This window comes from Lysobacter sp. KACC 24251 (assembly GCF_057747755.1).
In genome coordinates, this window is sequence record NZ_CM173222.1 from 2,234,305 (window position 1) to 2,259,524 (window position 25,220).

General features: G+C 67.8%; 19 protein-coding genes and 2 pseudogenes. 11 read left to right on the forward strand and 10 right to left on the reverse strand.

Going from position 1 to position 25,220, the window contains the following annotated elements:
* The first annotated feature begins 127 nt into the window (after positions 1-127).
* Both AC3ARF_RS10515 and AC3ARF_RS10520 read left to right on the forward strand, forming a co-directional pair.
* Positions 128-1,360, forward strand: coding sequence for an ATP-binding protein (locus tag AC3ARF_RS10515; RefSeq protein WP_498927716.1), 1,233 nt, complete (start codon positions 128-130; stop codon positions 1,358-1,360).
* Positions 1,357-1,908 (forward strand): response regulator transcription factor, encoded by a 552-nt coding sequence (locus AC3ARF_RS10520; RefSeq protein ID WP_498927719.1) that lies wholly within the window; start codon positions 1,357-1,359, stop codon positions 1,906-1,908. The genes AC3ARF_RS10515 and AC3ARF_RS10520 overlap by 4 nt, the downstream gene beginning before the upstream one ends.
* Positions 1,909-1,923: 15 nt before the next feature.
* On the opposite strand, the gene AC3ARF_RS10525 is transcribed toward AC3ARF_RS10520, so the two are convergent.
* Positions 1,924-4,086: a TonB-dependent copper receptor gene (locus AC3ARF_RS10525; RefSeq protein WP_498927721.1), complete on the reverse strand. Its 2,163-nt coding sequence runs from the start codon at positions 4,084-4,086 to the stop codon at positions 1,924-1,926.
* A gap of 102 nt (positions 4,087-4,188) precedes the next feature.
* Entirely contained in the window at positions 4,189-4,659 is a 471-nt protein-coding gene (gene rlmH / locus AC3ARF_RS10530) for a 23S rRNA (pseudouridine(1915)-N(3))-methyltransferase RlmH (RefSeq protein WP_498927723.1), read from the reverse strand.
* A 114-nt stretch (positions 4,660-4,773) separates the two neighbouring features.
* Here rlmH and AC3ARF_RS10535 point away from each other — a divergent pair, with 114 nt between their 5' ends.
* Positions 4,774-6,315, forward strand: a complete 1,542-nt coding sequence (locus AC3ARF_RS10535) for an alkaline phosphatase PhoX (protein ID WP_498927725.1) — start codon at positions 4,774-4,776, stop codon at positions 6,313-6,315.
* A gap of 135 nt (positions 6,316-6,450) precedes the next feature.
* On the opposite strand, the gene rsfS is transcribed toward AC3ARF_RS10535, so the two are convergent.
* The 6 genes and pseudogenes from rsfS to leuS all read right to left on the reverse strand — a co-directional run.
* A complete protein-coding gene (gene rsfS, locus AC3ARF_RS10540) occupies positions 6,451-6,879 on the reverse strand; it encodes a ribosome silencing factor (protein ID WP_498927727.1) in 429 nt (142 codons plus the stop codon).
* Positions 6,880-6,974: 95 nt separating this feature from the next.
* Positions 6,975-7,622, reverse strand: a complete 648-nt coding sequence (gene nadD / locus AC3ARF_RS10545; RefSeq protein ID WP_498927729.1) for a nicotinate-nucleotide adenylyltransferase — start codon at positions 7,620-7,622, stop codon at positions 6,975-6,977.
* A gap of 6 nt (positions 7,623-7,628) precedes the next feature.
* The gene (gene holA, locus AC3ARF_RS10550) at positions 7,629-8,669 is read right to left on the reverse strand and encodes a DNA polymerase III subunit delta (protein ID WP_498927731.1); all 1,041 of its coding nucleotides are present in this window, start codon (positions 8,667-8,669) and stop codon (positions 7,629-7,631) included.
* Position 8,670: 1 nt separating this feature from the next.
* On the reverse strand, positions 8,671-9,303 hold the full coding sequence (locus tag AC3ARF_RS10555; RefSeq protein ID WP_498927733.1) for an LPS-assembly lipoprotein LptE: 633 nt from the start codon (positions 9,301-9,303) through the stop codon (positions 8,671-8,673).
* Positions 9,304-9,368: 65 nt separating this feature from the next.
* A pseudogene (locus AC3ARF_RS10560) lies at positions 9,369-9,878 on the reverse strand (class I tRNA ligase family protein); the annotation flags it as partial.
* Positions 9,879-9,943: 65 nt separating this feature from the next.
* Positions 9,944-12,149: pseudogene (gene leuS, locus AC3ARF_RS10565) on the reverse strand (leucine--tRNA ligase); the annotation flags it as partial.
* A gap of 181 nt (positions 12,150-12,330) precedes the next feature.
* Between leuS and AC3ARF_RS10570 the strand changes: the two are divergent.
* Entirely contained in the window at positions 12,331-13,611 is a 1,281-nt protein-coding gene (locus tag AC3ARF_RS10570; RefSeq protein ID WP_498927735.1) for a metal-dependent hydrolase family protein, read from the forward strand.
* Positions 13,612-13,639: 28 nt separating this feature from the next.
* On the opposite strand, the gene AC3ARF_RS10575 is transcribed toward AC3ARF_RS10570, so the two are convergent.
* Positions 13,640-14,272 carry a DUF998 domain-containing protein gene (locus AC3ARF_RS10575; RefSeq protein ID WP_498927737.1) on the reverse strand — a complete coding sequence of 211 codons (633 nt, stop codon included), beginning with the start codon at positions 14,270-14,272 and terminating at the stop codon, positions 13,640-13,642.
* A 100-nt stretch (positions 14,273-14,372) separates the two neighbouring features.
* Between AC3ARF_RS10575 and trxA the strand changes: the two genes are divergently transcribed.
* The 7 genes from trxA to glk all read left to right on the forward strand — a co-directional run bounded on the left by trxA (position 14,373) and on the right by glk (position 22,558).
* Entirely contained in the window at positions 14,373-15,245 is an 873-nt protein-coding gene (gene trxA / locus AC3ARF_RS10580) for a thioredoxin (protein ID WP_498927739.1), read from the forward strand.
* 90 nt (positions 15,246-15,335) lie between these two features.
* A complete protein-coding gene (locus tag AC3ARF_RS10585) occupies positions 15,336-15,815 on the forward strand; it encodes a DUF4442 domain-containing protein (protein WP_498927741.1) in 480 nt (159 codons plus the stop codon).
* Between the two features lie 63 nt (positions 15,816-15,878).
* Complete coding sequence (locus AC3ARF_RS10590) at positions 15,879-17,888, forward strand: bifunctional serine/threonine-protein kinase/formylglycine-generating enzyme family protein (protein WP_498927743.1); 2,010 nt, start codon at positions 15,879-15,881, stop codon at positions 17,886-17,888.
* Positions 17,889-17,917: 29 nt separating this feature from the next.
* Positions 17,918-18,583, forward strand: coding sequence for a DUF502 domain-containing protein (locus AC3ARF_RS10595; protein WP_498927745.1), 666 nt, complete (start codon positions 17,918-17,920; stop codon positions 18,581-18,583).
* Positions 18,583-19,353, forward strand: a complete 771-nt coding sequence (locus tag AC3ARF_RS10600; RefSeq protein ID WP_498927747.1) for a queuosine precursor transporter — start codon at positions 18,583-18,585, stop codon at positions 19,351-19,353. The genes AC3ARF_RS10595 and AC3ARF_RS10600 overlap by 1 nt, the downstream gene beginning before the upstream one ends.
* Before the next feature lie 84 nt (positions 19,354-19,437).
* The gene (locus AC3ARF_RS10605) at positions 19,438-21,264 is read left to right on the forward strand and encodes a DUF885 domain-containing protein (RefSeq protein ID WP_498927748.1); all 1,827 of its coding nucleotides are present in this window, start codon (positions 19,438-19,440) and stop codon (positions 21,262-21,264) included.
* Between the two features lie 298 nt (positions 21,265-21,562).
* A complete protein-coding gene (gene glk / locus AC3ARF_RS10610) occupies positions 21,563-22,558 on the forward strand; it encodes a glucokinase (protein ID WP_498927750.1) in 996 nt (331 codons plus the stop codon).
* 122 nt (positions 22,559-22,680) lie between these two features.
* Here the strand turns inward: glk and AC3ARF_RS10615 are convergent, their stop codons facing one another.
* Positions 22,681-25,167 carry a glycoside hydrolase family 3 protein gene (locus tag AC3ARF_RS10615; RefSeq protein ID WP_498927752.1) on the reverse strand — a complete coding sequence of 829 codons (2,487 nt, stop codon included), beginning with the start codon at positions 25,165-25,167 and terminating at the stop codon, positions 22,681-22,683.
* Positions 25,168-25,220: the final 53 nt, after the last annotated feature.

Consider the following 25,220-nt stretch of genomic DNA (forward strand, 5'->3'; position numbering starts at 1 on the left):
GTCGTGCTGGGCGGGCGGCTCCGGCCGCCCGCCGCGTTCCGCGCTCCGCGCCACCTCACCGCGTGTCGTCGCCACCAATTGACGCAACGCATGCCGACCCGGGCAACGCACCGGTAGCATGGCGCCCATGAGTGAATCCACGCTGCCCTTCCTGCGCACGTTGTGCCTGCTGCGATGGATCGCGGTTGCTGGCCAGGCCCTCACCGTAGCCGCGGTGACCGGACCGCTGGGGGTGCCGCTGGCCACCATGCCCCTGTACGGCGGCATTGCCGCCCTCGCCGGTTTCAACCTGCTCGCGACCCTGCGCACGCGCCAGGCCCGTTCGGCCTCCAGTCTGGAGGCGTTCGCGCACTTGCTCGTCGACATCGCAGCGTTGGCATGGCTGGTGGCGTGGAGCGGCGGCTTGGCCAATCCCTTCGCCTCCCTGCTGGTATTGCCGCTGGCATTGTCGACGCTCGCGCTGTCCCGGCGCTGGGTGGTCGCCACCGCGCTTGCAGGGGTGCTGGCCTACGCCGCGGTCGCCACGTTCGGCCGTGACCTGCCGCACATGCACGGAGGCGCCACCGCAGGCTTCAACCTGCACCTGTGGGGCATGGCGGTGAACTTCCTGGTGATGGTCGGCGTGGTGCTGTATTTCTCCACGCGCCTGGTAAGCCTGCTGCGCCAGCGCGAGCGCGAACTCGCCGACCTGCGCGAACGCTTCGTGCGCAATGAAGGCATCGTCGCCCTGGCCACGCATGCAGCGTCGGTGGCGCATGAGCTCAACACGCCGCTGGGCACATTGACGCTGCTCGCTGACGACCTGCTCGACAGCCCCTTGCCCGCCGATACCCGCGAGGACGTGGCCACGATCCGCCAACTGGTGGACGTCTGCCGCGAGCGCGTGCGTGAGCTGGCCCGTCCCGCCGACCATGCGCACGATGATCTCCTCGATCTGGAACAGGCCATCGCCCGCTGGCAACTGGTGCGTCCCGAGGTCACGCTGCACCGTGCTGACGCCGTGCCCGTCGGGCTGCTCGTCGACCCGGGCGTTGGGCACTTGCTGCTGGCGCTGCTCAACAATGCCGCCGATGCGGGCCTTGCCGTGGGCAACGCACGCGTCGACCTCTCGCTAGGGGTCGAAGGCGACCAGGTGCAGGGAAGCGTCCGCGACCATGGCGCGGGCTTCGACCCCACGCGCCCGTTCCTGCCCGAGTTGTTCCGCAGCGGCAAGACCCACGGCATGGGGGTGGGGCTGGCCTTGTCGCATGCCACCATCGAACGGCTCGGCGGTGATTTGTGGGTGGAATCCACCGGCGCCCAGGGCAGTTGCGTGCGCTTCCGCGTGCCGGTTAACGCCGACAATGGAGGCGCTGCATGAAGGGCTTGCTGGTCGACGACGACGCGCTCTACCTGCGCACGCTGCAACGCTCTCTCGCGCGCCGGGGGATCGAGGCGGATACCGCGCTGGACGCCGAGTCGGCACTCGCACTGGCGCGCGCCACCCCACCAGACTTCGCGGTGTTGGACCTGAAACTTGCACACGAATCCGGGATGACCCTGATCGCGCCCTTGCGCGCGCTGCGCCCGGACATGCGCATCCTGCTTTTGACCGGCTACGCCAGCGTGGCCACCGCCGTGGAAGCCATCAAGCGAGGGGCCGACGATTACCTGCCCAAGCCCGCCACGCTGGAGTCGATCCTGCGTGCGCTCGAGCTGGCGCCAGCGCAATCGCCATCCGAGGACAATCCGACGCCGGAAACGATGACCCCGTTGCACCGGCTTGAGTGGGAGCACATCCAGCAGGCGCTCAATGACACCGGCGGCAACGTGTCGGCCACCGCGCGCCTGCTCGGGATGCACCGTCGTTCGCTGCAGCGCAAGCTGGCCAAGCGCCCCGGTCCGGAGCGCACGCCTCGCGAGGACTAGGCGTGCGCGCGCGCATCAGTACTCCACGCTGAGCTTCATCCACACCGTGCGCCCGGGCTCGCTGATCCGCATCGGCTCCGCCGGGTAGCCGAAAGCGCTGTTGCCGGCCAGGTTGAGGTGCTCGGCGTAGGCACGATCGAACAGGTTGTCCACGCCAGCACCCAGGCGCAGGTTGCGGCCGATTCGGTAGGCACCGTTCACCGAGAACACCCCGAAGCCACTGCTGGCCCCAAGGTCCCGGCCCACCACGTTGCCCTCGCCCCGGCTGGTGCGGGTCTGCGCAGTCACACCACGCAGCAAGGCCCCTGCCGACCAGGCGGTGCCTTCGTAGGCCAGCGACAGGCGCGCCTCCAGCGGCGGCGTCTGCGGCAACGCACGACCGCTGTCGCGCTGCTCGCCCCAGGCATAGGCCAACGAACCGTCCAGCTTCCAGCCCTTGGCGGGCCGCAGACCGATGCCGGCCTCGCCGCCGCGGATGTCGGCATCCACGTTGAGCGCGCGGCTCATGCCCGCCATCGTCCCGGTGCCGTAGCGGAACAGGATGTAATCGTTGATGCGGCCCACGTACGCCGACGCCCACGCCTCGAAGCGCTGGCGCTTGTAGTGCAGGCCCAGGTCCAACTGGGTGGTAGTTTCCACGTCGACGCCTGCGAAGGCGTTCGGCGTGCTCAGCGGACCCTGCGTCGGCGAGAACAGCTCCCAGTAGTCGGGCATGCGCTCGGTCCGGCCGAGGCCGACGTACCACGCCATCGGCACCCGCTCCCACTCGTGCTCGTAGCGGGCGAAACCCGCCTGCAGGGTCTCCTCGCGGGTCACGCCTGCGCTCGGATTGGGCTGCGGGCGCATGCCGCCGGTGGTGAGGCGCTGGTCCTTCGCGTCGGCGCGGTCGATGCGCGCGCCGGTCACCACGCTGCGTCGGTCATCCAACGACACCGTGGCCTCGGCGAACACGCCAGTGCTCCGGAAGCGCGTATCCTCCAGCCATGGGCGGGTGAGGTACATCTCCACGCCCGGCGCATTGCGACGACGATGCTGGTTGCGCTGGTGGTCGACGCCGGCCTCCAGCTCAACGCTGGACCAAGCCCAAGCCAGCGCAACCCGCGCGCCCTGCGCCTCGCGCCCCACGTTGGAGGCCATGGGCATCGGCATCGATCCCATCGGATCGGGATCGCGCAGGGTGTAGTTGTCCATCACGTGGTCCACGCGGTTGTCGTAGACGTTGGCCTGCACGCGCTCCAGCGCTCCATCGAAGCCGGCTCGCACGAAGCGCAGACCGAAGCTGTCGCGGCGGAAGCGGCTGCCGTCCATGCTGCGCCCCGCATAGGCTGCTTCGCCATCACCAATGCCGGCATTCAGTTCCAGCGCGGTATCCGCATCGGGTGTCCAGCCCACGGCGGCGTCGGCGTTCCATTTGTTCCAGCCGGAGTGCACGCGGCGGCCGTCGCCATCGACGTAATCGCCCGATTCCGAGCGGTTGGCAGACAGCCGGCCGTAGCCCATCGGTGTACCGGCGGCAACGTCGAGCACCTGGTCGTTGCGCGCGTGGCTGCCCGCCAGAGCACTGGCGTGGAGGCGAACGCCAGGGGCCTCGAAGTATTCGGGATCGCGCTCGAACCTCACCGTGCCCGCGGAGGCGCCCGGCCCCCACAGCACCGTCTGCGGCCCCTTCACCACCGTCAGCCGGTCATAGGTTTCCGGCGCAACGTAGGACATCGGGTTGTCCATGCGCGAAGGACAGGCGCCGTGCATCGCGCCCTCGTTGGCCACCAGGTTGAGGCGCGAGCCGAACATGCCGCGCAGCACCGGATCACCGTTGGTGCCGCCGTTGCGCAGCGAGGCGAAGCCCGGAATGGTCTTCAGGTAGTCCGCACCGTCACTCGCCGGCACCGGCTGCCGCGGCAGGCGCGGGTCGGTGGCCACGGTCAGCGGCGAGGTCGGGGCAAGCGAAGTGACGACAACGGTGGGCAGGGTTACGGCGGCCGGGGCAACCGGCGCTGCTGGGGTGCTCTGGGGCGCAACCACTGACCCAGCCTCGTTCTCATCCGCCAGCGGGAGCGACGTCGGAGGGGGCTCGGCCTCGTCGCCAGTGGCGCCTTGCGCCCAAGGCGTCGATTCGGCCCATGCGGGGCCAGTGCACAACAGGCCAACCAGGGCCAGGGAAAGGGGGTGGAAGCGCATGCGGGTTGCCCTTGGAAATCCTGGGCAAACTTCATCACGCCACTTGCTGAATGGGGATGCGACACAGTGTCGCAGGCGGCAGTGACCGCCCCCGGAAACGCGTCAGGCGCGGTGGTAGGGATGGTTGGCCAGCAGTGCGGCGGCGCGGTACAGCTGCTCGGCGGCAACCAGCCGCACCAGCATGTGCGGGAGGGTCAACGGCCCCAACGACCACTTCTCATCGGCGCGGGCCAGCACATCCGGCGCATGGCCTTCAGGCCCACCGATCAGGAAGGCCAGGTCACGGCCCTGCGCGCGCCAGAATTCCAGCCGCTGCGCCAGATCCTCCGACGACCACGTGCGGCCGCGCCCATCCAAGGCGACCACGAAGGCGCCCTTGGGCAGCGCCGCGACCACACGCGTGCCTTCATCCTGCATCGCGCGCACGGGATCGCGCCCCTTGCCGCGCAGGCCGGGCTCCACTTCCACCAGCTCCAGCGGCAACCAGTGGGACAAGCGCTTCTGGTACTCGCCGAAGCCCTCGGCCACCCAGCGCGGCGCGCGTTCACCCACGGCGATCAGCTTCGCTTTCATGCGTGAATGTTACCGATCGCGGTCACGGTTCGTCGCTGTGTCGCGCCACGGTCATACAACGGTTAACCGAGCGCCCTAGCGTCGGCTCCACGTCCCCCGACACTGGAGCAGTCCATGGAATCGATCAATCCTTCCCGCCGCCAGGTTCTCAAGGGCAGCGCTGCCGCAATGGCGGTGGGTGCCATTGGCAGCCTGTCCGGCCTGTACTCGCGCCAAGCGCTCGCGGCCACTTCGCCGATGTCCAACCTGCCGGTCGCATCGCCTTACGGCGCGCTGGCCCCGGTGGCCGACCTCAGCACCGGCTTGGAATTGCTGCAGTTGCCGCCGGGTTTCTGCTACCGCTCGTTTGGCTGGAGCGGTGATCTGATGGACGACGGCGAGCGCTGCCCCGACCGCCACGACGGCATGGCGGTGATGCGTGGCCCCGGCCTCGCCCTGGGCGTGGGGCGTGGTCGCGGCAATGGCCGCGGGCCGGAACTGGTGCTGGTGCGCAACCACGAACGCGGCGGTGTCAGCACGCCGATCCGTGCGCCGGGCATGTATGACACCGGGGACATCGGCAACGGGCAGCGCGCCGGCGGCGGCACCACCAACCTGGTCTGGCGCGATGGCGACTGGCTGCGCCTGGAGGCCAGCCTTGGCGGCACGTTGGTCAACTGCGCAGGCGGGCCTACCCCGTGGGGCACCTGGCTGAGCTGCGAGGAAATCAAGACCAACGCCACGTCCAGCACCGGCCGCCGCCACGGCTACGTGTTCGAGGTCGACGCCGTGGGCGAGCGCACCAGTGGCCGGCCCCTTATCGGCATGGGCCGCTTCAGCCACGAAGCCGTGGCCATCGACCCGCGCACTGGCGTCGTCTACCTGACCGAGGACGATCGGAACAAATCGGCGCTATACCGTTACATCCCCCACGACCGCGCGGGCCGCAACGGTTCGCTGGAGAACGGTGGCCGCCTGCAGGCCGCCCGCGTGCGTGGACGCCCGAATGCCGACCTGACCACCGCGATCATCGGCGCCGAGTACGAACTCCAATGGGTGGACATCCCCGACCCCGATCTGGACAGCATCGTGGCGCCGGCCGGGTTTCCCGACGTTTCCCCGGGTGAAACGCTCAGCGGCCCCTTTGCGCAGGCGTGGAGCGAAGGCGCGCTGCGCATGGCGCGCGGCGAAGGCATCTGGCATGCCAACGGCAAGCTTTTCATCGTCGACACCGCGACCGGCGTGGACAGCCGGGGCCGCAAGGGTCGCGGTGAAGGCGCGGTGTGGGTGCTTGATCTGGCGACCCAGCGCCTGCGGGCCTTGTTCGTCAGCGGCCATCAGCTGGCGGCCAACAACCCGGACAACATCACCGTGAGTCCGCGCGGTGGCATCGTCCTGTGCGAGGACGGCGGCAACAGCCCGGACAGCTACGGCCCTGGCGCGCGCTTGCTGGGCCTGACCCGCGATGGCGCATCGTTCTACCTGGCCAAGAACAACGTAGCGCTGACCTCCACCCAGATCGCCAACGCGGGCAAGTCGGTGGGAGAAGGCGATTATCGCGACAGCGAATTCTGCGGCGCCTGCTGGACCCCGGATGGCCGCACGCTGTTCGTGAACCTGCAAAGCCCGGGGATCACGGTGGCGATCACCGGCCCATGGTTGCGCGGGCCGCTGTAAGCCGCCAATGCCCCATCGATGGTGAGCGCGAACCCGGCGAAAGCTGGACTGACCGCCGCCCTTACCCCAAAAGACGATCGGCGGCGCCCAAGGCGCCGCCGATGCGGGTCCCAAGCAGTGGCAGGAGGCCGGTCGTCAGCGACGATTGCCCGGGCCGGCATCGCCCGTGGCCTCATCGGCCTCCGGCGGCTCGTCGCCAACCGTCCACAGCCGTTCCAGGGCGTAGAACTCACGAACTCGCGGCAGCATCACGTGGACGACAACGTCGCCCAGATCCACGAGCACCCATTCGGCCTCGCGCTCGCCTTCAACGCCGAGCGGCATGACATCGAGCTTCTTGGCGAACTTCACTACTTCGTCGGCGATGGACTTCACGTGGCGGGTGGAGGTGCCGGAGGCGATCACCAGATGGTCGGTGACGGTGCTCTTGCCGCGCACGTCGATCTCGACCACGTCCTTGGCTTTGAGGTTCTCGACGGCATCGCGAACCGTCTGGAGCAGGACGTCCACGGCGGGTGGCGGGCTCGGCAGGCGGGTCTTGATGACTTGGGCTTGGCTGGACAAGGGCGGGGGACTCTCGGTTTTTGGAGGGGGCACGCGGTTGCCCGCGTTTGACAAATTATAACGGAGCCGGGGCGCCAACCCGGTCCACGCCGTCGTCACCCCCGGTACAGGGCATGACGTCGGATGTAGCTGGCCACCGCCGGCACCACCCAGCCCTGCCAGGTGTCATCGCCGCGGGCGATGGCCTCGCGGATTGCGGTGGCCGACTCCGGCCGCAGCGGATGGCGCAGGCGCAGCACCCCGCCAGCAGGCGTTTGGCGTAGCGTCTGGGGGTCGGTGGTCAGGCGGCCGGCGACGACGGGCACCAGCGGCGCGGGCCACGGCAGGTCCAGATCGTGCCCCGGACGTTCGGCGACGATGAAGTGGCAAAGGCTGAACAGGGCCTGCCATTCATGCCAGGTCGGCAGCCCGAGGAAACTGTCGGCGCCGATCACCAGGGCGATTGGACCGCGAACTCCCTCACCGTCGCGCAGGGCTGTCAGCGTTTCAAACGTGTAGGAACGGCTGTCGCGCCTCAGTTCGCGGCGATCCACGTGCAGGCCGCGCTCTCCTGCGACCGCAAGCTCCAGCATCCTCGCTCGCTGCGCCGCGGTCGCCCCGGGTCGCGTGCGGTGCGGCGGGTCCGCAGATGGCATCAGGTGCACGTCGGCCTGCACGGTATCGCGCACGAGTCTGGCGATCGCCAGGTGGCCATTGTGGATAGGGTCGAAGGTGCCGCCGTAAAGGACCAGCAGGTCGTCCATTGGCCGTTACCCGGCCAGCAGCAGGCGCGCCGCGCGCGGTTCGGCCACGGCCAGCAGCACGCGTTCCAGCGCCACCCACGCATCGCCAGCCTCGCGCCCCTTGGCCATGCGGTCGACACGGCCCACCGCCACCAGGAAGCGATCCCAATGGCCTTCGGCATGCCGCTGCAACGCGCGTTTGTAGACCGGCTGTTTGGAATCCCAGACCCGCAATGCCTTGAACTCACCCATCAGGGCGTTGCCGCCGCGCGACTGCGCGCGAGCCAGCTTGGCCAGCATCTGCAATTCCCTGACCACCATGCCCAGCACGGCGGGCACGGCCTCGCCCTCGGCGCGCAGACCCGCCAGCATGCGCGAAACCTGCGCGGGCTGCCCGTTGAGCGCCGCATCCAGCACCCGGAACACGTCGAAGCGCGCCGCGTCCGCCACCAGATCCTGCATCCGCGCGGCATCCAGGGGCGAGCCATCGGCAAGCAGCGCCAGTTTGTCGACCTCTTGCGCGGCCGCGAGCAGGTTGCCGTCGATGCGCTCCACCAGCGCCTGCACGGCATCGCGCTCGGCACGGACCCCGCGGGCGCGCAGGCGGCGCTCGATCCAGTCCGGCAACTCATGCGGCTTCACCTGCCACGCGATGGCAATCTGGCCAATACGTCCGATCGCTTCGCTCCACTTCCCGCCGTGCTGCTTGCTCCACTCGCCGCCAGTAACCAGCAAGGTCACGTCCGGGGGAGGCGCAGCGCAGAATTCCTCGATCAGCTTGCCGCCTTCCTTGCCGGGCTTGGTCGTCGGCAGGCGCAGCTCGATCAACCGGCGCGAGGCGAACAGGCTGGGGGCATTGAAGCTCGAGGCCATGCCATCCCAGTCGGGCTCGCGGTTGCCTTCCTGCTCGAAGACCTCGCGTTCGGTGAAGCCTTGGGCGCGAGCGGCCACGCGCACGGCATCGGCGGCCTCCAATACGCGCAGCGTTTCGGGACCGGCGATCAGGTAGGCAGGTTTGAGCGGCCCGGACTCGAGCTGGGACGCCAGCTGCTCGGGCTTCAGCTCCATCTCAGGGCTTGTCTTCCGCGGGGGCCGGCGGCGGGAGATCTTCGATCGGGGGCACGTCGCCGACAGCGTCCATCGCGGCCTTTGCGGCTTCGGATTCCACCGGCGTGGAGGTGGCCGCGTCCGCACCCTCCTGACGCCGCGCCACCGCATCGATCCGGCGCAGCACCGCCGCCGCCATCTCCCGACGCAGCTCGCGCACCAGCACCTCACGCTCGCCTTCGGTGCCGATGGCGTTGGTCGGCGCGGAGATGTAATCGCGCGACAGCTCGATCACCTGTTGCGGCACCAGCACGGTGCCGTCGGCGCGACGCAGTTCGAAGATCACTGCATAGCGCAGGCTGTATTCCTGCGAGCGGCCGAAGGCATCGATCGCGATAGGCAGGTCACCCCAGCGCTCGGACAGGAGGTCGAGCACCGCCGAGGGCGCGGCCTCGTCGGTCGCCGGCACTGCCCCAGCGCGCGTCAGCGACGCGGCCAGCGATTCGGCCAGCGGGCTGTAGCGGTCCACTGACACCACCTTCACCGGACCGAGGTCCGGTGGCAGGGTCAGGGCGTTGCGCAACTGGAAACCGCAGGCCGAAAGGGCCAGCACGAGGACAACGGGCGCGAGTGCACGCAACGGGCGTCGGATCATTGGGGAAGTCTGGACGAGGCGGCCCTTCGCATCAAGGCTGACGACCGCCCGCGGCTGAACCGGGCTCAACCGGCCACGATGTTGACGATCTTGCCCGGCACCACGATCACCTTGCGCACGGTCAGGCCATGGAGGTATTGGGCCACGTTCGGTTCGGCCAACGCCAGGCGCTCGGCCTCGGCCTTGTCCACGTTGACGGGCACCTCGATCGTGCCCCGCAACTTGCCATTGACCTGCACCGCCAGCGTGACCGCATCGCGCACCATCGCCGCCGGGTCGGCGGCCGGGAACGGGACATCTTCCAGCACCGTCTCGGGATGGCCCAGCGCCTGCCACAGTGCGTGGCACACGTGTGGGGTGACCGGGTTGAGGAGCAGCACCATCGCCTCCAGCGCCTCGTGGCGCACGGCACGACCGGCGTCGCTCATGTCGTCGAACTTGCCGACGTGGTTGAGGAGCTCCATCAGCGCGGCGATGGCCGTATTGAAGCTGTGGCGACGGCCGTAGTCGTCGCCCACCTTCTGGATGGTCTCGTGCAGCTGGCGGCGCAGGGTCTTCTGCGCCGGGGTCAGCGCGTCACCTGCCTGCACCAGCGTGGTCACGTCCGGATGGTCAGGCTGGGATACGTGGGTCAGCACCTCGCGCCAGAAGCGGCGCAGGAAGCGCGCCATGCCTTCCACGCCGGCCTCGTTCCACTCCAGCGACTGTTCCGGCGGCGCGGCGAACATCGAGAACAGGCGCACTGTGTCGGCACCAAACTTGCCCACCATCAGCTGCGGGTCGACGCCGTTGTTCTTCGACTTCGACATTTTCTCCGTGCCACCGATGACCACCGGTTGGCCGTCGGCGCGCAGCGTGGCGCCGGTGATGCGGCCGCGCTCGTCACGCACCACGTCCACGTCGGCCGGGTTGAACCAGTCCTTCGCACCATTGGGCTGCTCGCGGTAGAACGTCTCGGCAATCACCATGCCCTGGGTGAGCAGGTTCACCGCCGGTTCGTCACTGCTGACCAGGCCCTGGTCGCGCATGAGCTTGTGGTAGAAGCGGAAGTACAGCAGGTGCAGGATCGCGTGCTCGATGCCGCCGATGTACTGGTCCACCGGGGTCCAGTACTTGGCACGCTCGTCCACCTGCTGCGCGGCGCCTGGCGAGGTGTAGCGGGCGTAGTACCAGCTCGACTCCATGAACGTGTCGAAGGTGTCGGTCTCGCGCTCGGCCGCGCCGCCGCACTGCGGGCAGGTGGTCTTGCGCCATTCCGGGTCGGCCTTGATCGGCGAGGTGACGCCGCTGAAGGCCACGTCTTCCGGCAGCACCACCGGCAGCTGGTCTTCTGGCACGGGCACGTCACCGCAGGTGTGGCACAGGATCACCGGGATCGGGCAACCCCAGTAGCGCTGGCGGCTGACGCCCCAGTCACGCAGGCGGTAGTTCACGCGGCGCTGGCCGCGGCCTTCGGCCTCGAAACGGGCGGCCAGTGCATCCAGCGCCTGCTGGAAATCCATGCCGTCCAGCTCGCCGGAGTTCACCAGCCAGCCGCGTTCGGTGTACGCCCCCTGCTCAGCGATGGCGCGCTGGAATTCCTCGATGACCTGCACGGCGGCATTGTTGTCGTACACGTCGCTGGATGCGCCGGCCAGCGCATTCGACATCGCGTCCACGTGGCGTCCCGCATGCTGCCCAAGCTCGGCCAGCGCATCGCGCACCGCGGTGGAGACGATCACCATCCTGATCGGCAGGTGGTAGCCCTGGGCGAACTCCCAGTCGCGCTCGTCATGGCCCGGCACCGCCATGACCGCGCCGGTGCCGTAGTTCATCAGCACGAAGTTGGCGACGAACACCGGTACCTGCTCGCCGGTGATCGGGTGGATGGCGCGCAGGCCGGTGTCGCGGCCACGCTTGACCTGGGTTTCCAGCTCGGCCTCCGACACGCCGCCCTGGCGCAGCTCGGCGATGAACGCGGCCAGATCGGCATCGGTCTGCGCCGCGTGCAACGCCAGCGGGTGCTCCGCGGCGATGGAGACGAAGGTCACGCCCATCAGCGTGTCGGGGCGCGTGGTGAATACGGTGAGAGGCTCAACCGCATTGCCGGCGCCGTCGACCACGTCGAAGCGGATCTCAAGCCCTTCGCTGCGCCCGATCCAGTTGCGCTGCATGGTCTTGACCGCGTCCGGCCAGCCCGGGAGGTTGTCCAGGCCGTCGAGCAGTTCCTGCGCGTAATCCGTGATCTTGAGGAACCACTGCGGAATCTCGCGCTTCTCGACCAGCGCGCCGGTGCGCCAGCCGCGGCCGTCGATCACCTGCTCGTTGGCCAGCACCGTCTGGTCCACAGGGTCCCAGTTCACCACCGAGTTCTTGCGGTAGGCCAGGCCCTGCTTCATCAGGCGCACGAACATGCGCTGTTCGTGCACGTAGTAGTCGGGCATGCAGGTCGCGAACTCACGCGACCAGTCGATGGCGTAACCCATCTGCTGCAGCTGCGCCTTCATGTGCGCGATGTTGGCGTAGGTCCATTTGGCCGGCGCCGTGTTGTTCTTGATCGCGGCGTTTTCCGCCGGCAGGCCGAATGCGTCCCAGCCCATGGGCTGCAGCACGTTGTGGCCGGTCATGCGCTTGTAGCGGCTGATGACGTCGCCGATGGTGTAGTTGCGCACGTGGCCCATGTGCAGCGCACCCGACGGGTACGGCAGCATCGACAGGCAGTAGTACTTGGGCTTGTCCGAGGCCTCGTCCACCTCGAAGGCCTTCACCCCGTTCCAGTAGCGCTGCGCGGCGCCCTCGACGGTCTGCGGCTCGTAGGCCCGCGGGTCGGTGGCAGTGGAATCGGTCTGGGCGGCTTCGGTGGACACGGCGGCGTGCTGGACGGTATGGGGACCGGACAGGGTACCGCAGCGCACCATGAGAGACCATCGCGCCGGCCGGGATGGGGGCCGCCGGGATCGCGGCACGGCCATCCCCAACCAATGGCCTAGAGGCGTGGTGCCAGACCCAGGCTACAGTCGGCGAATAACTCCCGGGGGAACCTTTGCCATGCGCTACTGCCTGCCCGCTCTCGTATTGATGATGACCGCGCTGCCCGCCCCGGCCGCCACCACCGCCATTCAGTGCGGCGACCTGTTCGACGCGCGCAATGGCAAGCTGGTGGGCGCACGCACCGTCGTCGTGCGCGACGGCAAGGTGGCTGAGGTGTTGCCCGGCGGCACCGCGGTGCCGGATGCGCAGGCCATCAACCTCACCGGCCACACCTGCACGCCCGGTTGGACCGACCTGCACGTGCATATGGCCAGCCAGTCCAGCCCGCAGAGCTACTCGGAGGGTTTCCGCCTGGACGATGTCGACTTCGCCTTCCGCTCGGTGGACTACGCGAAGAAGACGCTGATGGCCGGCTTCACCAGCGTGCGCGACCTGGGCGGCGAAGTGACGCCGCACCTGCGCGACGCCATCAACCAGGGCCTGGTCGAGGGCCCGCGCATCTGGGCGGCTGGCAAATCCATCGCCACCACCGGCGGCCATGCCGACCCGACCAACGGCGTCAACAGCGTGCTCGCACACCTGATTGGCCCGCCCGGCCCGACCGAAGGCGTCATCAACTCCAACGACGACGCGCGTCAGGCCGTGCGCCAGCGGTACAAGGACGGCAGCGACGTCATCAAGATCACGGCCACGGGCGGCGTGCTGTCGTACGCCAAGTCGGGCGATGCCCCGCAGTTCACCGTGGACGAAGTGAAGGCCATCGTCGACACGGCGAAGGATTATGGCTATCGCGTGGCCGCGCATGCACACGGCACCGAAGGGATGAAGCGCGCCGTGCTCGGCGGGGTGACGAGCATCGAGCACGGCACCTACATGACCGACGAGGTCATGTCGCTGATGAAGCAGAAGGGCACGTGGTACATCCCGACCATCTACGCCGGGCGATTCGTGGCGGAAAAGGCCAAGATGGACGGCTACTTCCCCGAAGTGGTGCGACCCAAGGCGGCCCGCATCGGCGCACTGATCCAGCAGACCGCCGGGAAGGCGTACAAGTCGGGGGTGAAAATCGCCTTTGGCACCGACATGGGCGTGGGTCCGCACGGCGACAACGCCCGCGAATTCCTCTACATGGTCGAAGCGGGCATCCCCGCAGCCGTGGCGCTGCAGGCGGCCACCATCCGCGCAGCCGAAGTGCTGGGCGTGGACGACCAGGGGGTGATCGAGGAAGGCAAGCGGGCCGACATTGTCGCCGTGCCTGGCAACCCGCTGCAGGACATCGGCGCGGTGCTCAAGGTCGACTTCGTGATGAAGGACGGCAAGGTTTACCGGCAACCCTGAGGTTGACCATCCCTGTGGCGCGGCCTGCTCAGCGCAGCGACCGCGCCACCAGCGCGTAAGCGAGGAACCACGCGGACAGGGCAACACGCTGCGCAATCGGTCCCGCCAGCAACCACGGCGGCAGCGCCGCGAAGGACAGCAGCAGCATTCCGCCGCCCAACGCCAAGGCGGCCGTGGCACGTCGCGGACGCCACAGGCCTGAGGCAAGAAGCAGCGCCCCAGGGACAAAGGCGATCCACCAGAGCGTCCACATGCTGGCGTGACGTTGGCTGGTGGCGCCATCAAGGTCAAGTGGATCCAGCGGCCAAAGGCCCTGTCCCGCAAATGCGAGGGCCGAGATCAGCCACAGACTCGCGCCTATGCGCGCCGCCCAGCTTGCCGCTGGCGACTGCCCCACCTGAGCGTTCCCGGCCACGCCGCCCGCGAGCCCAGAGCGCAGCCCCAGCGCACTCCACGCCATCAGCGCGCCGGGCGCGATGAACGCCAGCAGGTTGAATGCCTGGGCGCGCGGCACCCCATGGGCGCCCAGCAGCCCCACCGGCATCAGGGCGTGCACATAGCCGGGCAACGGCAGCGCAAAGGCCACCAGGCTTGCCAGGCAGAGCAGGCCCGCTGCGAACGCGCACAGGGCGGCAACGTGATGGGACAACAATGGTTTCATCCGCGCATGCTAGCGTGCCGGCTTGTCGGGAGCCGACTGCCGGTTGCGCGGCGCCCCTCCCGCCCCCATCTGTGCCGCAGAACCCGCCGAGAGCCACGCAATGACTGCCAACCTCCCCGCCCCCCACGTGTTCGACGCCACTGCCGAGACCTTCGAGACCGAGGTCCTGCAGAAGTCGCTGCAGACGCCGGTGCTGATCGATTTCTGGGCCGAATGGTGCGGGCCCTGCAAGCAGTTGGGTCCGATCCTGGAGAAGCTCGCCGCCGACTACAACGGCGCCTTCGTGCTGGCCAAGGTGGACGTGGACAAGGAGCAGCAACTGGCGGCCGCGTTCCAGGTCCGCTCCATCCCGACCGTGTTCCTGGTGAAGGACGGGCAGGTGGTGGACGGTTTCCCCGGCGCACTGCCGGAGGGCCAGCTGCGTGAGTTCCTCAAGCACCACGGCGTCGAGCCGACGGAGGCCAGCGTCGAAAGCGCCGAGGAACCGACGCCCGCGCCGGTGGACCCGCACGCCGAGGTGGTGCGCCTGCGCCACGAGCTGTCCGAAGCGCCTGAGCGCGACGAGCTCAAGCTGGACCTCGCGCTGGCCCTGCTCAAGACCGGCGCTGCACACGAGGCGGAGCAACTGCTGGACGCGTTGCCCGCCAACCTCGCGACCGACGACCGCGCGGTACGCGCCCGCGCAAGGCTCGGCTTCGCCGCCGTGCTCAAGGACGCCCCGCCGATCCCGGTGCTGAGTACTGCGTTGGCCAGCAACCCCAACGACCTGCGTGCGTGGCACCTGCTTGGCGCGCAGCACCTGGTGGCCGGGGAATCGGAGCAGGCCCTTGAGGCTTTCCTGGAGCTCCTGCGCCGTGACCGCAGCTTTGAGGACGGCCTGCCGCGCAAGGCGCTCATCGACGCGTTCCGCGTGGTCGAGGATGAGGAACTTGTGAGCCGATATCGGCGCAAGATGGCCTCGTTGCTGTTCTGAACGTCGGCGGAGGCGGGTCGCTACCACGCCCGGACTTGACTGTACGGATGCGTATGGCAGGCTGTCCCGCCTGCCCCACCTTGTCCGCACATGAACGCCCGACTGCTCCGCCATGGCCTGAACTGGTGGCCGCCCTTCCTGTTTGCCGGCATCCACGTCACCGAGCTGTCGGCGGACTTCCGCCATGCACGGGTGGAACTGCGCATGCGGCCCTGGAACCGCAATTACGTCGGCTCCCACTTCGGTGGCAGCCTGTTCGCGATGACGGATCCCTTCTGGATGCTGCTCGCACTCAATGCGCTGGGCAGCGAGTACTACGTATGGGACAAGGAAGGCGCCATCGAATTCATCAAGCCCGGTCGCGGAGTGGTACGTGCCGATTTCGACCTGACGCCTGCGGTGCTGGATCATATCCGGCTGGTCACGGCCAATGGTGAGAAGTACCTGCACTGGTTCTCCACCGACGTGCTTGACGCGCAGGGCGAAGTGGTGGCGCGGATCCGCAAGCAGCTCTACGTGCGCCGCAAACCTGAACATCGCCCCGACGAATCGCCGCCCGCGGCCGCATGACCCCCTCGTCAAGGCACGCCTTGGCACGTCTGCGGTATGCTCGGGCGGCCACAGGGGGCCGCGATGACATCCACAACGCTTGAAACTCACGACGCGCAAGCGCCGCTGCCGGAAATTCGCGGCTTCAAGCTGATCCGCCTGATCAACCGTGGCGGCATGTCGTCGGTGTACCTGGGCGAACAGATCGCGCTGGGCCGCGAAGTGGCCATCAAGGTGATGGCACCGCACGCACTGGCCGATGAAACCAGCCGGCGACGCTTCGAAAACGAAGTGCGGACGATCGCGCGGCTGGAGCATCCGCATGTGGTGCGCATCTACGACGTCGGACGCACGTCGACCGGGCTGCCGTACTACACCATGCCGCATCTGGCGCGCGGCCACTTGGGCCGCCGCAACTTCAAGGGCGATGAGGCTCGGGTGATCGCGATCCTGCGCATACTGCTGTCGGCGTTGGACTACGCCCACTCGCACGGTGTGGTGCATCGCGACGTCAAGGCGGAAAACGTGCTGTTCGATGAGGCCGACCGGCCGCTGCTCGCGGACTTTGGCATCGCGCTGCGGCGCGGCTTTGGCGCGCGCGTCACCTCGGCGGGTCTTGCCGTTGGCAGCACCGCGTACATGGCCCCCGAGCAGGCGCGCGGCGAGGAAGTGGACGGCCGTGCCGATCTCTACAGCCTGGGCGTGTTGATCTGGGAAATGCTCACCGGCCTGTTGCCCTACCGCGCTGCCGACGCCCTGTCCATGGCGGTGATGCATGCGCAGGATCCGATCCCGAAACTGCCGACGCCACTACGGCACTGGCAGCGCTTCATGAACCGCGCGCTGGCGAAGCTGCCGGCGGACCGCTTCGCCAACGTAGCGGAAATGTCCAAAGCCCTGGACCGCATCGAGCGGCATCGAGGCTGGCCGCTGCTCATTTCACTGGGTGATCGCGCCACTCGATTGGGCCGCTCTATGAGCGGAAGGCGCGGGCTGTGGGCCGGGGTGGCCACCGTGGCCGTCATCGGCGCAGCGTACGCGCTCGTGGGGGGGCATGTCGGGCGACCGGACTTCCTCACGGCGGGGACGGTGCAGGAAGTCCACACGACGTCCCAGGCCGATGCCGTGGCCCCCATGTTGCGCCCACTGCCCGAGGCGCCCCTGCAGACCGCGCTCGAAGATGCGCGCCGGCAACTGGCCGAACGCAAGCTGCTCAAGCCGGTAGGCGACAACGCCCGAGCCAGTGTCCTGGCCGCTTGGCGCGTCGATCCGTCCAGCCAGCAGGTGCGCGAAGTCCTGGATGCAGTCACCACCGCATTGGGTGATGCGGCCGCTACGGCGGTGCAGCGAGGCGAGGACGCCAAGGTGCGCGAATACATGGCCGGCGCAAGGCAACTCGGCGAGCAGACCGGCACCGCCACGTCGGACGCCCAGCGCGAGGTGATGGCGCAGGCCGCCAAGGCCATTGACACCCGCATGCGCGCCAAGGAAACGCGCTTCGACCGAGCGGGCGCAAGCGCCACCGCGGACCTCGCCCGCGACGTGGGGCTGCCGGCAACCACCATCAGCCGCCTGGTGACCCGCGCCGCCGCCCTGCCGGCAACCGGGCAGCCGGTACCCGGCGACCCTGCTGGCAGCGTGGTTGGCAGCACCGGAATCGCCCTTGCCCGCCACCCTGTGACCGTGGGTGATTACGAGCAATTCGCGCGTGCCACCAGGCGCGCGGCCGCACTCTGCCGCGAGAAGATCTCCGTGCTGCGCGTGATCAAGCCGCGCTCCTGGCGCGAACCTGGTTTCAGCCAATCCGACACCGACCCGGTGGTCTGCATATCGCAGGCCGATGCCGAGGCCTTTGCCCGCTGGCGCAGCCAGCAGACGGGCCACCGCTATCGGCTGCCTACCTCCGCCGAAGCGCTCGCGCTCGACGCCGACACCGGTGACCGGCCGGTGTCGTTGTGGTCCAGGGATTGCGGCCCGAGCTGCTCGCGCCGTGCCGCGCTGGGCGCTTCATGGCGCAGCGGGCAGGGTCGCCGTGTGTTGCCTGCCGACCGCGGCTACGACGACATCGGATTCCGGCTGCTGCGCGAGCTGTAGCGCTCCCGGGCGCCTATACAATGGCGTCCATGCGCAAACCCACCCTGCAACGTCTGTTCATCACCGGACTCCTGACCCTGCTTCCGATCTGGCTCACCTGGGTCGTGGTCAAGTTCGTATTCGTACTGCTGTCCGACATCAGCCACCCCTTCACCACCCCTGTGCTGGAGGACCTGGCCCGCAGCCAGCCGATCGGATTGAGTTGGCTGGTGGAGCCTTGGGTGCAGTACGGGATCGCATTGCTGGCGACACTCGCCGTGATCCTGCTGTCGGGGTTGATGGCGCGCCGCGTATTCGGCCAGCGCCTGTTGCGATGGTTCGAGTCCCTGATCCAGCGCGTGCCTTTCGCCAACATCATCTATGGCAGCGCGCGTCAGTTGCTCGACATCCTGCAGACCAAGCCCGACGGTACGCAGCGCGTGGTGCTGATCGACTTCCCCCACACCGAGATGAAGTCGATCGGCTTCGTCACCCGCGTGCTGCGCGAGCAAGGCACCGGGCGCGAACTGGCGGCTGTGTACGTGCCCACAACGCCCAATCCCACATCCGGCTACCTGGAAATCGTGCCGGTGGAGAAGATCACGCCCACCGACTGGACCGTTGACCAGGCGATGAGCTTCATCATCTCCGGTGGCGCGGTGTCGCCGGAGACCATTCCGTTCTCGGTGCCGCAGGCCGCGGTCGACCCCAGCTGATGTCCGCGCACGTGTTGGGGGACCGTGCGACCCGGTTGTTTGTCGGCTTGGCGGCGTTCTTCTGCGTCAACGCCGCGCTGGCCGAGTTCATCGGGGTCAAGATCTTCGCGCTGGAAGACACCCTGGGCCTCCCGCCGTTTGAATGGAACCTGTTCGGACAGACCGGCTCATTGAGCTTCACCGCCGGTACGCTGCTGTGGCCCGTGGTGTTCCTGATGACGGACGTGGTCAACGAGTTCTACGGTCGCCGCGGCGTGCGCATGATCTCGTGGTTGGCCGCTGGGCTGATTGTCTATGGCTTCGCCTTCGCGTTTGCGGCGATCTGGCTGGCTCCCGCCGGCTGGTGGGTCGGAGCGGCACAGGCACAGGGCGTGCCGGATTACCAGGCGGCGTTCGCCGCGGTGTTCGGCCAGGGGTTGTGGACCATTGCCGGCTCGTTGGTGGCCTTCATCATTGGCCAGTTGATCGACGTCAGCGTGTTCCATCGCATACGGCGCACCACGGGCGAGCGCCACGTGTGGCTGCGCGCAACCGGATCGACCGCGGTGTCGCAGCTCGTCGACAGCTTCGTGGTGTTGTACATCGCGTTTGTGTTGGGCCCGCAGAAGTGGTCGATGTCGCTGTTCATGGCGGTGAGCACGGTCAACTACCTGTACAAGATGGTTGCCGCCATCGCCCTGATCCCGCTGATCTACCTGATGCGGGGCGCGATCGTACGGTATCTGGGGCATGCCCGAGCCGACCAGCTGCGCGCGGACGCCGCGGTCTGACGGGGCGTGGGTGACCTTTGGCCCATGCCGTGGGGCCGAAGGCGGGCGAGTCTCCGGGTATTCACCCCGAGCCGGAGCCACTCCATGCTGCACCGCCTGCCTCACCTTTCGCTGCTGACCGTGGCGCTGGCCGCCACGTTGGCCGGCTGCGCCACCACCGCGCCGACCTCCCCTTCGGCGGCAGCCACCACGCAAGTCGCACCGGCCCAGGACAAGGCCGCGCGTCTCAATGCGCTGTACGAGCAGTACTGGGAAGAGCAGCTCAAGCTCAATCCGCTGGCCGCCACGTTCCAGGGTGACCCGCGCTACAACGACCAGTTGCCCAATTTCTTCTCGGCCGAATACCGTGCCCAGGCCCGAGCGTTCACCGAGCGCTGGCTGCGGACGATCGAGTCCGTGGGGTCGGAAGGCCTCGATGGCCAGGATCTGCTGAGCTACGAGATCTTCGTGCGCGACGCGAAGTTGTCGCTTGAGGGCGAGCGTTTCCCCGGCTGGCAGCAGCCGATCAACCAGTTCTACAACTTCGCCGCGATGGCGGTGCAACTGGGCTCGGGCACGGGCGCGCAGCCGTTCAAGACGGTGCAGGACTACGACAACTGGCGCAAGCGCGGCGCGCGGATGCCCGAATTGTTCGACCAGTCAATTGCCAACAGCCGCGTGGGTATGCAGTCGGGTGTGGTGCAGCCCCGCGCGCTGATGGTCAAGGTGTTGCCCCAGCTGGACGCACTGATCAAGACGAAGGCCGAGGACACCCTGTTCTGGGCGCCGATCAAGAACCTGCCCGCTTCTTTCTCCGAAGCCGACAAAGCACGCATCACCGCCGAGTACCGGCAGATGATCGAAGGCGAGCTGTTGCCGGCCTACAAGCGGCTGCGCAGCTTCATCAAGGATGAGTACATGCCCAAGACGCGCACCAGCGCGGGCATGGCCGCCCTGCCCGACGGCGAGGCGTGGTACGCCTTCAACGCCCGCAGCTCCACCACGACCGACCTGACGCCGGCCCAGATCCACCAGATTGGCCTGAACGAAGTCGCTCGCATCCACGGCGAGATGCGCAAGGTAATGGCGGAGGTGGGCTTCAAGGGCAGCCTGCAGGACTTCTTCAAGTTCATGCAGACCGACAAGCGCTTCAACTTCAAGAGCGAGGACGCGCTGCTGGCGCATTACCGCGGCCTGGAAGCCAAGATCAACGCGAAGATCCCCGAGCAGTTCTCGCTGGTGCCCAAGGCGCCGTTCGAAATCCGCCCGGTGGAGCCGTTCCGCGCGCAGTCCGCCGCGGGGGGCTCGTACATGAGCCCGAGCGAGGACGGCACGCGTCCTGGCATCTTCTACGTCAATACCTACGACCTGCCGACCCGCAAGACGTGGGACGCCGAGGACCTGTACCTTCACGAGGCGATCCCGGGACACCATTTCCAGATCGCGCTGCAGCAGGAGCTGACCAACCTGCCCAAGTTCCGCCGCTTCGGTGGCGAGACCGCCTTTGCCGAAGGGTGGGGCTTGTACGCCGAATCGCTAGGCAAGGATCTGGGTGTCTACACCGATCCGTACGATTACTTCGGCTACCAGCAGAACGAGCTTTGGCGGGCGATCCGCCTCGTGGTGGACACCGGCCTCCACAGCAAGGGCTGGACCCGCGAGCAGGTGATCAAGTACATGCTCGACAATTCCGCGGAGAGCGAGACGCAGGCCACAGCGGAAGCCGAGCGCTACATGGCCATCCCGGGCCAGGCACTGGCATACAAGATCGGTGAGCTGAAGATCAAGGAACTGCGCGCACGGGCCGAACGGGAGCTGGGTCCGCGTTTCGACGTTCGCGCGTTCCACGCCGAAGTGTTGAAGGACGGCGCGGTGCCGCTGTCGATCCTGGAGCGGAAGGTGGATCGCTGGATCGCGTCGCAGCGCGGCTGAGGCTGACGCCAGATGGACTGAAGAAGGGAGGGCCGGCCATGCCGGCCCTCTTGCGTTGAGGACCTCCGTCCCCTCCCGTTCGGGGACAACCTGGGCCGCGGAGGGGGCGGTCTGCGACATATTGTCCAGCGCTGTCATTTTGACTGGGAACGGGGCAAACTCTGTTGACGTCCACCGCGCCGGGCGACCGCCCGTGCCATCCGCGAACGCCCATGGCCACAGATCCGCACGCGCTCAGCTTCATTACCAACACCGCTTCGCGACGACCGGCGCCCAAAGCCGTCCACGGAGCGCGCCAATGAGCCGGACGGGAGTCCTGCTGGCCGATATCGGCGGCACCAATGCGCGCTTCGCCATGGCCGGCGACGGTATCGACGACGCCCCCCTGGCGCTGGACACGGTGCGTGAGTTCGCTGTCGCCGACTTCCCGTCCCTCGCCGATGCCGCACGCCATTACCTGCAACTGATCGAACGCCAGGCCAACCGTGGCGTGTTCGCAGTGGCCGGACGTGTCGATGGCGACGAGGCTCGCATCACCAACCATCCGTGGGTGATCTCGCGGACGCGAACCTCCGCCATGCTGGGGTTCGACTCTTTGGCGCTGATCAACGACTTCGCAGCCCAGGCGATGGCGATCACACTGCTCCATGCAGATGACGTCACCATGATCGGCGGCGCCTCCTGGGCGCCGGAACGCAGTGCCGACCACCGCACCTACGCAGTAATCGGCCCAGGCACCGGACTTGGCGCAGGCGGACTGATGATTCGTGAAGGGCGCCCCCATCCGTTGGAATCGGAAGGCGGCCACACGAGCTTTCCGCCGGGCACGCCAGAGGAGATCCTGATCCTGGAACGCCTGTCCGCACAGTTCGGCCGAGTCTCCAATGAACGGCTCATCTGCGGCCCGGGGCTGGTCAACATCCATCGCGCGCTGAGCGAGATCGCGGGCGAAGACCCGGGGCCGATGAGCCCTGCCGACGTGACCCGACGCGCGGCCGAGGGCGATGCGCGCTGCATGCGCACGCTGGACGTGTATTGCGCGGTCTTTGGCGCGATCGCGGGCGACTTGGTCCTGACGCTGGGCGCATGGGACGGCGTGTTCCTCACCGGTGGCCTGGTGCCACGCATACTGCCGGCGCTGCAACACTCAGGCTTCCGCCAGCGCTTCGAGCACAAGGGACGCTTCTCGGCCGCGATGTCGCGCGTGCCGACCGTGGCCGTTCTGCACCCACAGGCCGGGCTGTTGGGCGCTGCCGCCTTCTCGCGTCGCGACTCAGCCATGATTCCGAGCTGATCGCCCTCTTGGCGTTCCCAATGGAAAGGCCCCGATTGCGGGGCCTTCGTTGTTTGCGAGAAACGCCCGTTGCAGCCCTTCACGCGACCCACCTCGAAGGGCGGGCCGCGGACGGCGCCCTTTCAGGGCTTTGCCGGGCAGGCCACCGCATCCGCGTGCTTGGCCGCACCCGCGACCACCTTGATGTCAGTGAACGCCGCGGAGAACGGCGCCGACGCCGACACCGCGAACGGCACCTCCACGCCGCCCAGGTCGAGGCCGCGCTCGGCAAAGCAAGCCAGCGGGACCTTCACCGTATGCTTGCTCCCAAGCGCGTAGCCCGACAGGGTTGTAGTGAGATCGATGCTGGCACCGCAACCCGTGCCGCAAGCCATCGACAACGTCACTGGAGTCGTGGGCCGTGCGTTGGCGACCACGTCGAACTGCACCGCGCCATCGGCCCGGGCAAACGCCGCCAGGTTGTTGCGCGAGGGGTTGATCGCATAAAAGCGCGCTGGCGCCAGCCAGGTCACCTGCTTGGCATCCTGCTGGGTGTTCACCTGCACGGTCTGCACCCGCAACGCCGGTTTGCCTGCAGGGAAATCGATGACGCGATTCAGGTCCGCGCCCACCGCGCGACTGGCGTCGCCCGCGGCGAGGTGCAATGCGAACGGGGCGATGTCGGCCATCTTGAAGATGGCCAGCATGCTCGCCTCCGCGCACGCCTGCGGCAGGTCGACCGGCAGTGTGCCGACCAGATCGCGACTGCCATGGCGCAGGCCGTAGCCGGTGGCGAACAGCGGGGCCTTCTTCGCGTCGGGACACGCCACGGCCGGCCAGGGGAAGGTCAGCGCGCCACGGAACTCATGCGCGACATCACCGCCGCGCTTGGCAAACAGGACGTCGGTGACGCCCTTGCCTTCGGTGCCCGGCAGCCACGCCGCAACGAACGCCTGTGACAGGTTCATCAGGTCGTTGGTGTAGAGCGGGCGACCGGACAGGAACACCGTCACGACCGGCTTGCCCGCCGCTGCCACGCGCTGCAGCACCGCCAGGTCTTCCGGATGGCGGCGACTGTGCGCAACCGTGTCGGACGGGACGATGTCACCGTTGGTTTCCGCGTACGGCGTCTCACCGACCACGGCCAACACCACATCGAAGTCGGCGTGGGCGGCTGCGGCGCCATCGGCGCCGTACACGACATTGTCCTTGCCAACCGCCTCGCGCACGCCGGCGAGAATGGTATCGGCGTTTGGGTAGTCGGCATTGGTGGTATCGGTGCCCTGCCACGTCAGCGACCAGCCGCCGGCCTGCATCGGCACGCTGTCCGCGCCCTTGCCGACCACCAGCACCCGCTGGTCACGACGCAGCGGCAACACCCCCGCATCGTTCTTGAGCAGCACCAGCGATTCGCGCACCGCGCGCCGCGCCAAGTCGCGATGCTGCAGAGCATCCGGGTCACCCGCATGGCGATTGACTGCCGGGCTGGTTTCGAACAGGCCGGCGCGCAACTTCACGCGCAGGATGCGGGTAACCGCATCATCGATCCGCGCCAACGGAATCGCGCCCGACTCCACCTGGCCAATGGTGTTGGCGATGAACGCCTTCCAGTCATCCGGCACCATGATCATGTCGATGCCAGCGTTGATCGCCTGCGGGCAACTCGAATTGGTGCAGCCTGGCAACTGGCCGATGGCATTCCAGTCAGAGACGATGAAGCCGTCGAACCCCATCTTCTGCTTGAGCGCGCTGGTCAGCAGGCCGCCGGCACCGTGCATCTTGCCGTACTCCTCGCCAGTGTCGGCGTCGGTCCAGCTGTTGTAGGACGCCATGACCGTCTGCACGCCGGCTTCGATGGCGCCGTAATAACCTTGGGCGTGGACGTTGACCATCTCGGCCTTGCTCACCCGCGCCAACCCCTGGTCCTTGCCATTCTCGGTGGCCCCATCGCCGATGAAATGCTTGGCCGTGGCGACCACGTTGCCGTCCTCGCGGAACGCACCCTGCATGCCTCGCACGTAGGCGGCGCCATAATCACGCACCAGCGCGCCATCGGAGGAAAAACTCTCGTAAGCACGGCCCCAGCGCGCGTTCCGGGATACGGCCACCGTCGGCGCGAACACCCAGTGGATGCCGGTGGCACGCGTGGATCGCGCAGTGGCGGCACCGATCTGCTCGATCAGGCCCACGTCATGCGCCGCACCGAGGCCCACGTTGTGCGGAAACATGGTCGCGCCGTAGATGTTGCTGTGGCCGTGCACGGCATCGGTGCCCCAGATGATCGGCACCGGCACCTGGGCGTCGGTAGCCATCGAGGCATCGTGGTAGCGTTGCGAAAGCGCGAGCCAATCCGCCACCGGGGCATGCTTGTTCTTGCCAGGCCAGGAGCCGCCGCCATTGAGCACCGAGCCGATGTAGTGCTCGCGCACCTGTTCGGGCGTGATCGACTTGATCTCCGCTTGGGTCATCTGGCCGATCTTCTGCGCCAGCGTCATGCTGGCCAGGATCTCCGCCACGCGCGCTTCGATGACGGGGTCCCGGGCGATGCTGCTGCGCAGGGCGGGCCAATCGGTCAGCTCCGCCGTGTTCCTGTTTAGAGCGGAAGATGCCTGGGCTCCCTGCCCTTGCATGGATACGCAGGACACACATGCCAACAAGCTTGCGCACAACAGCGACACTCGTA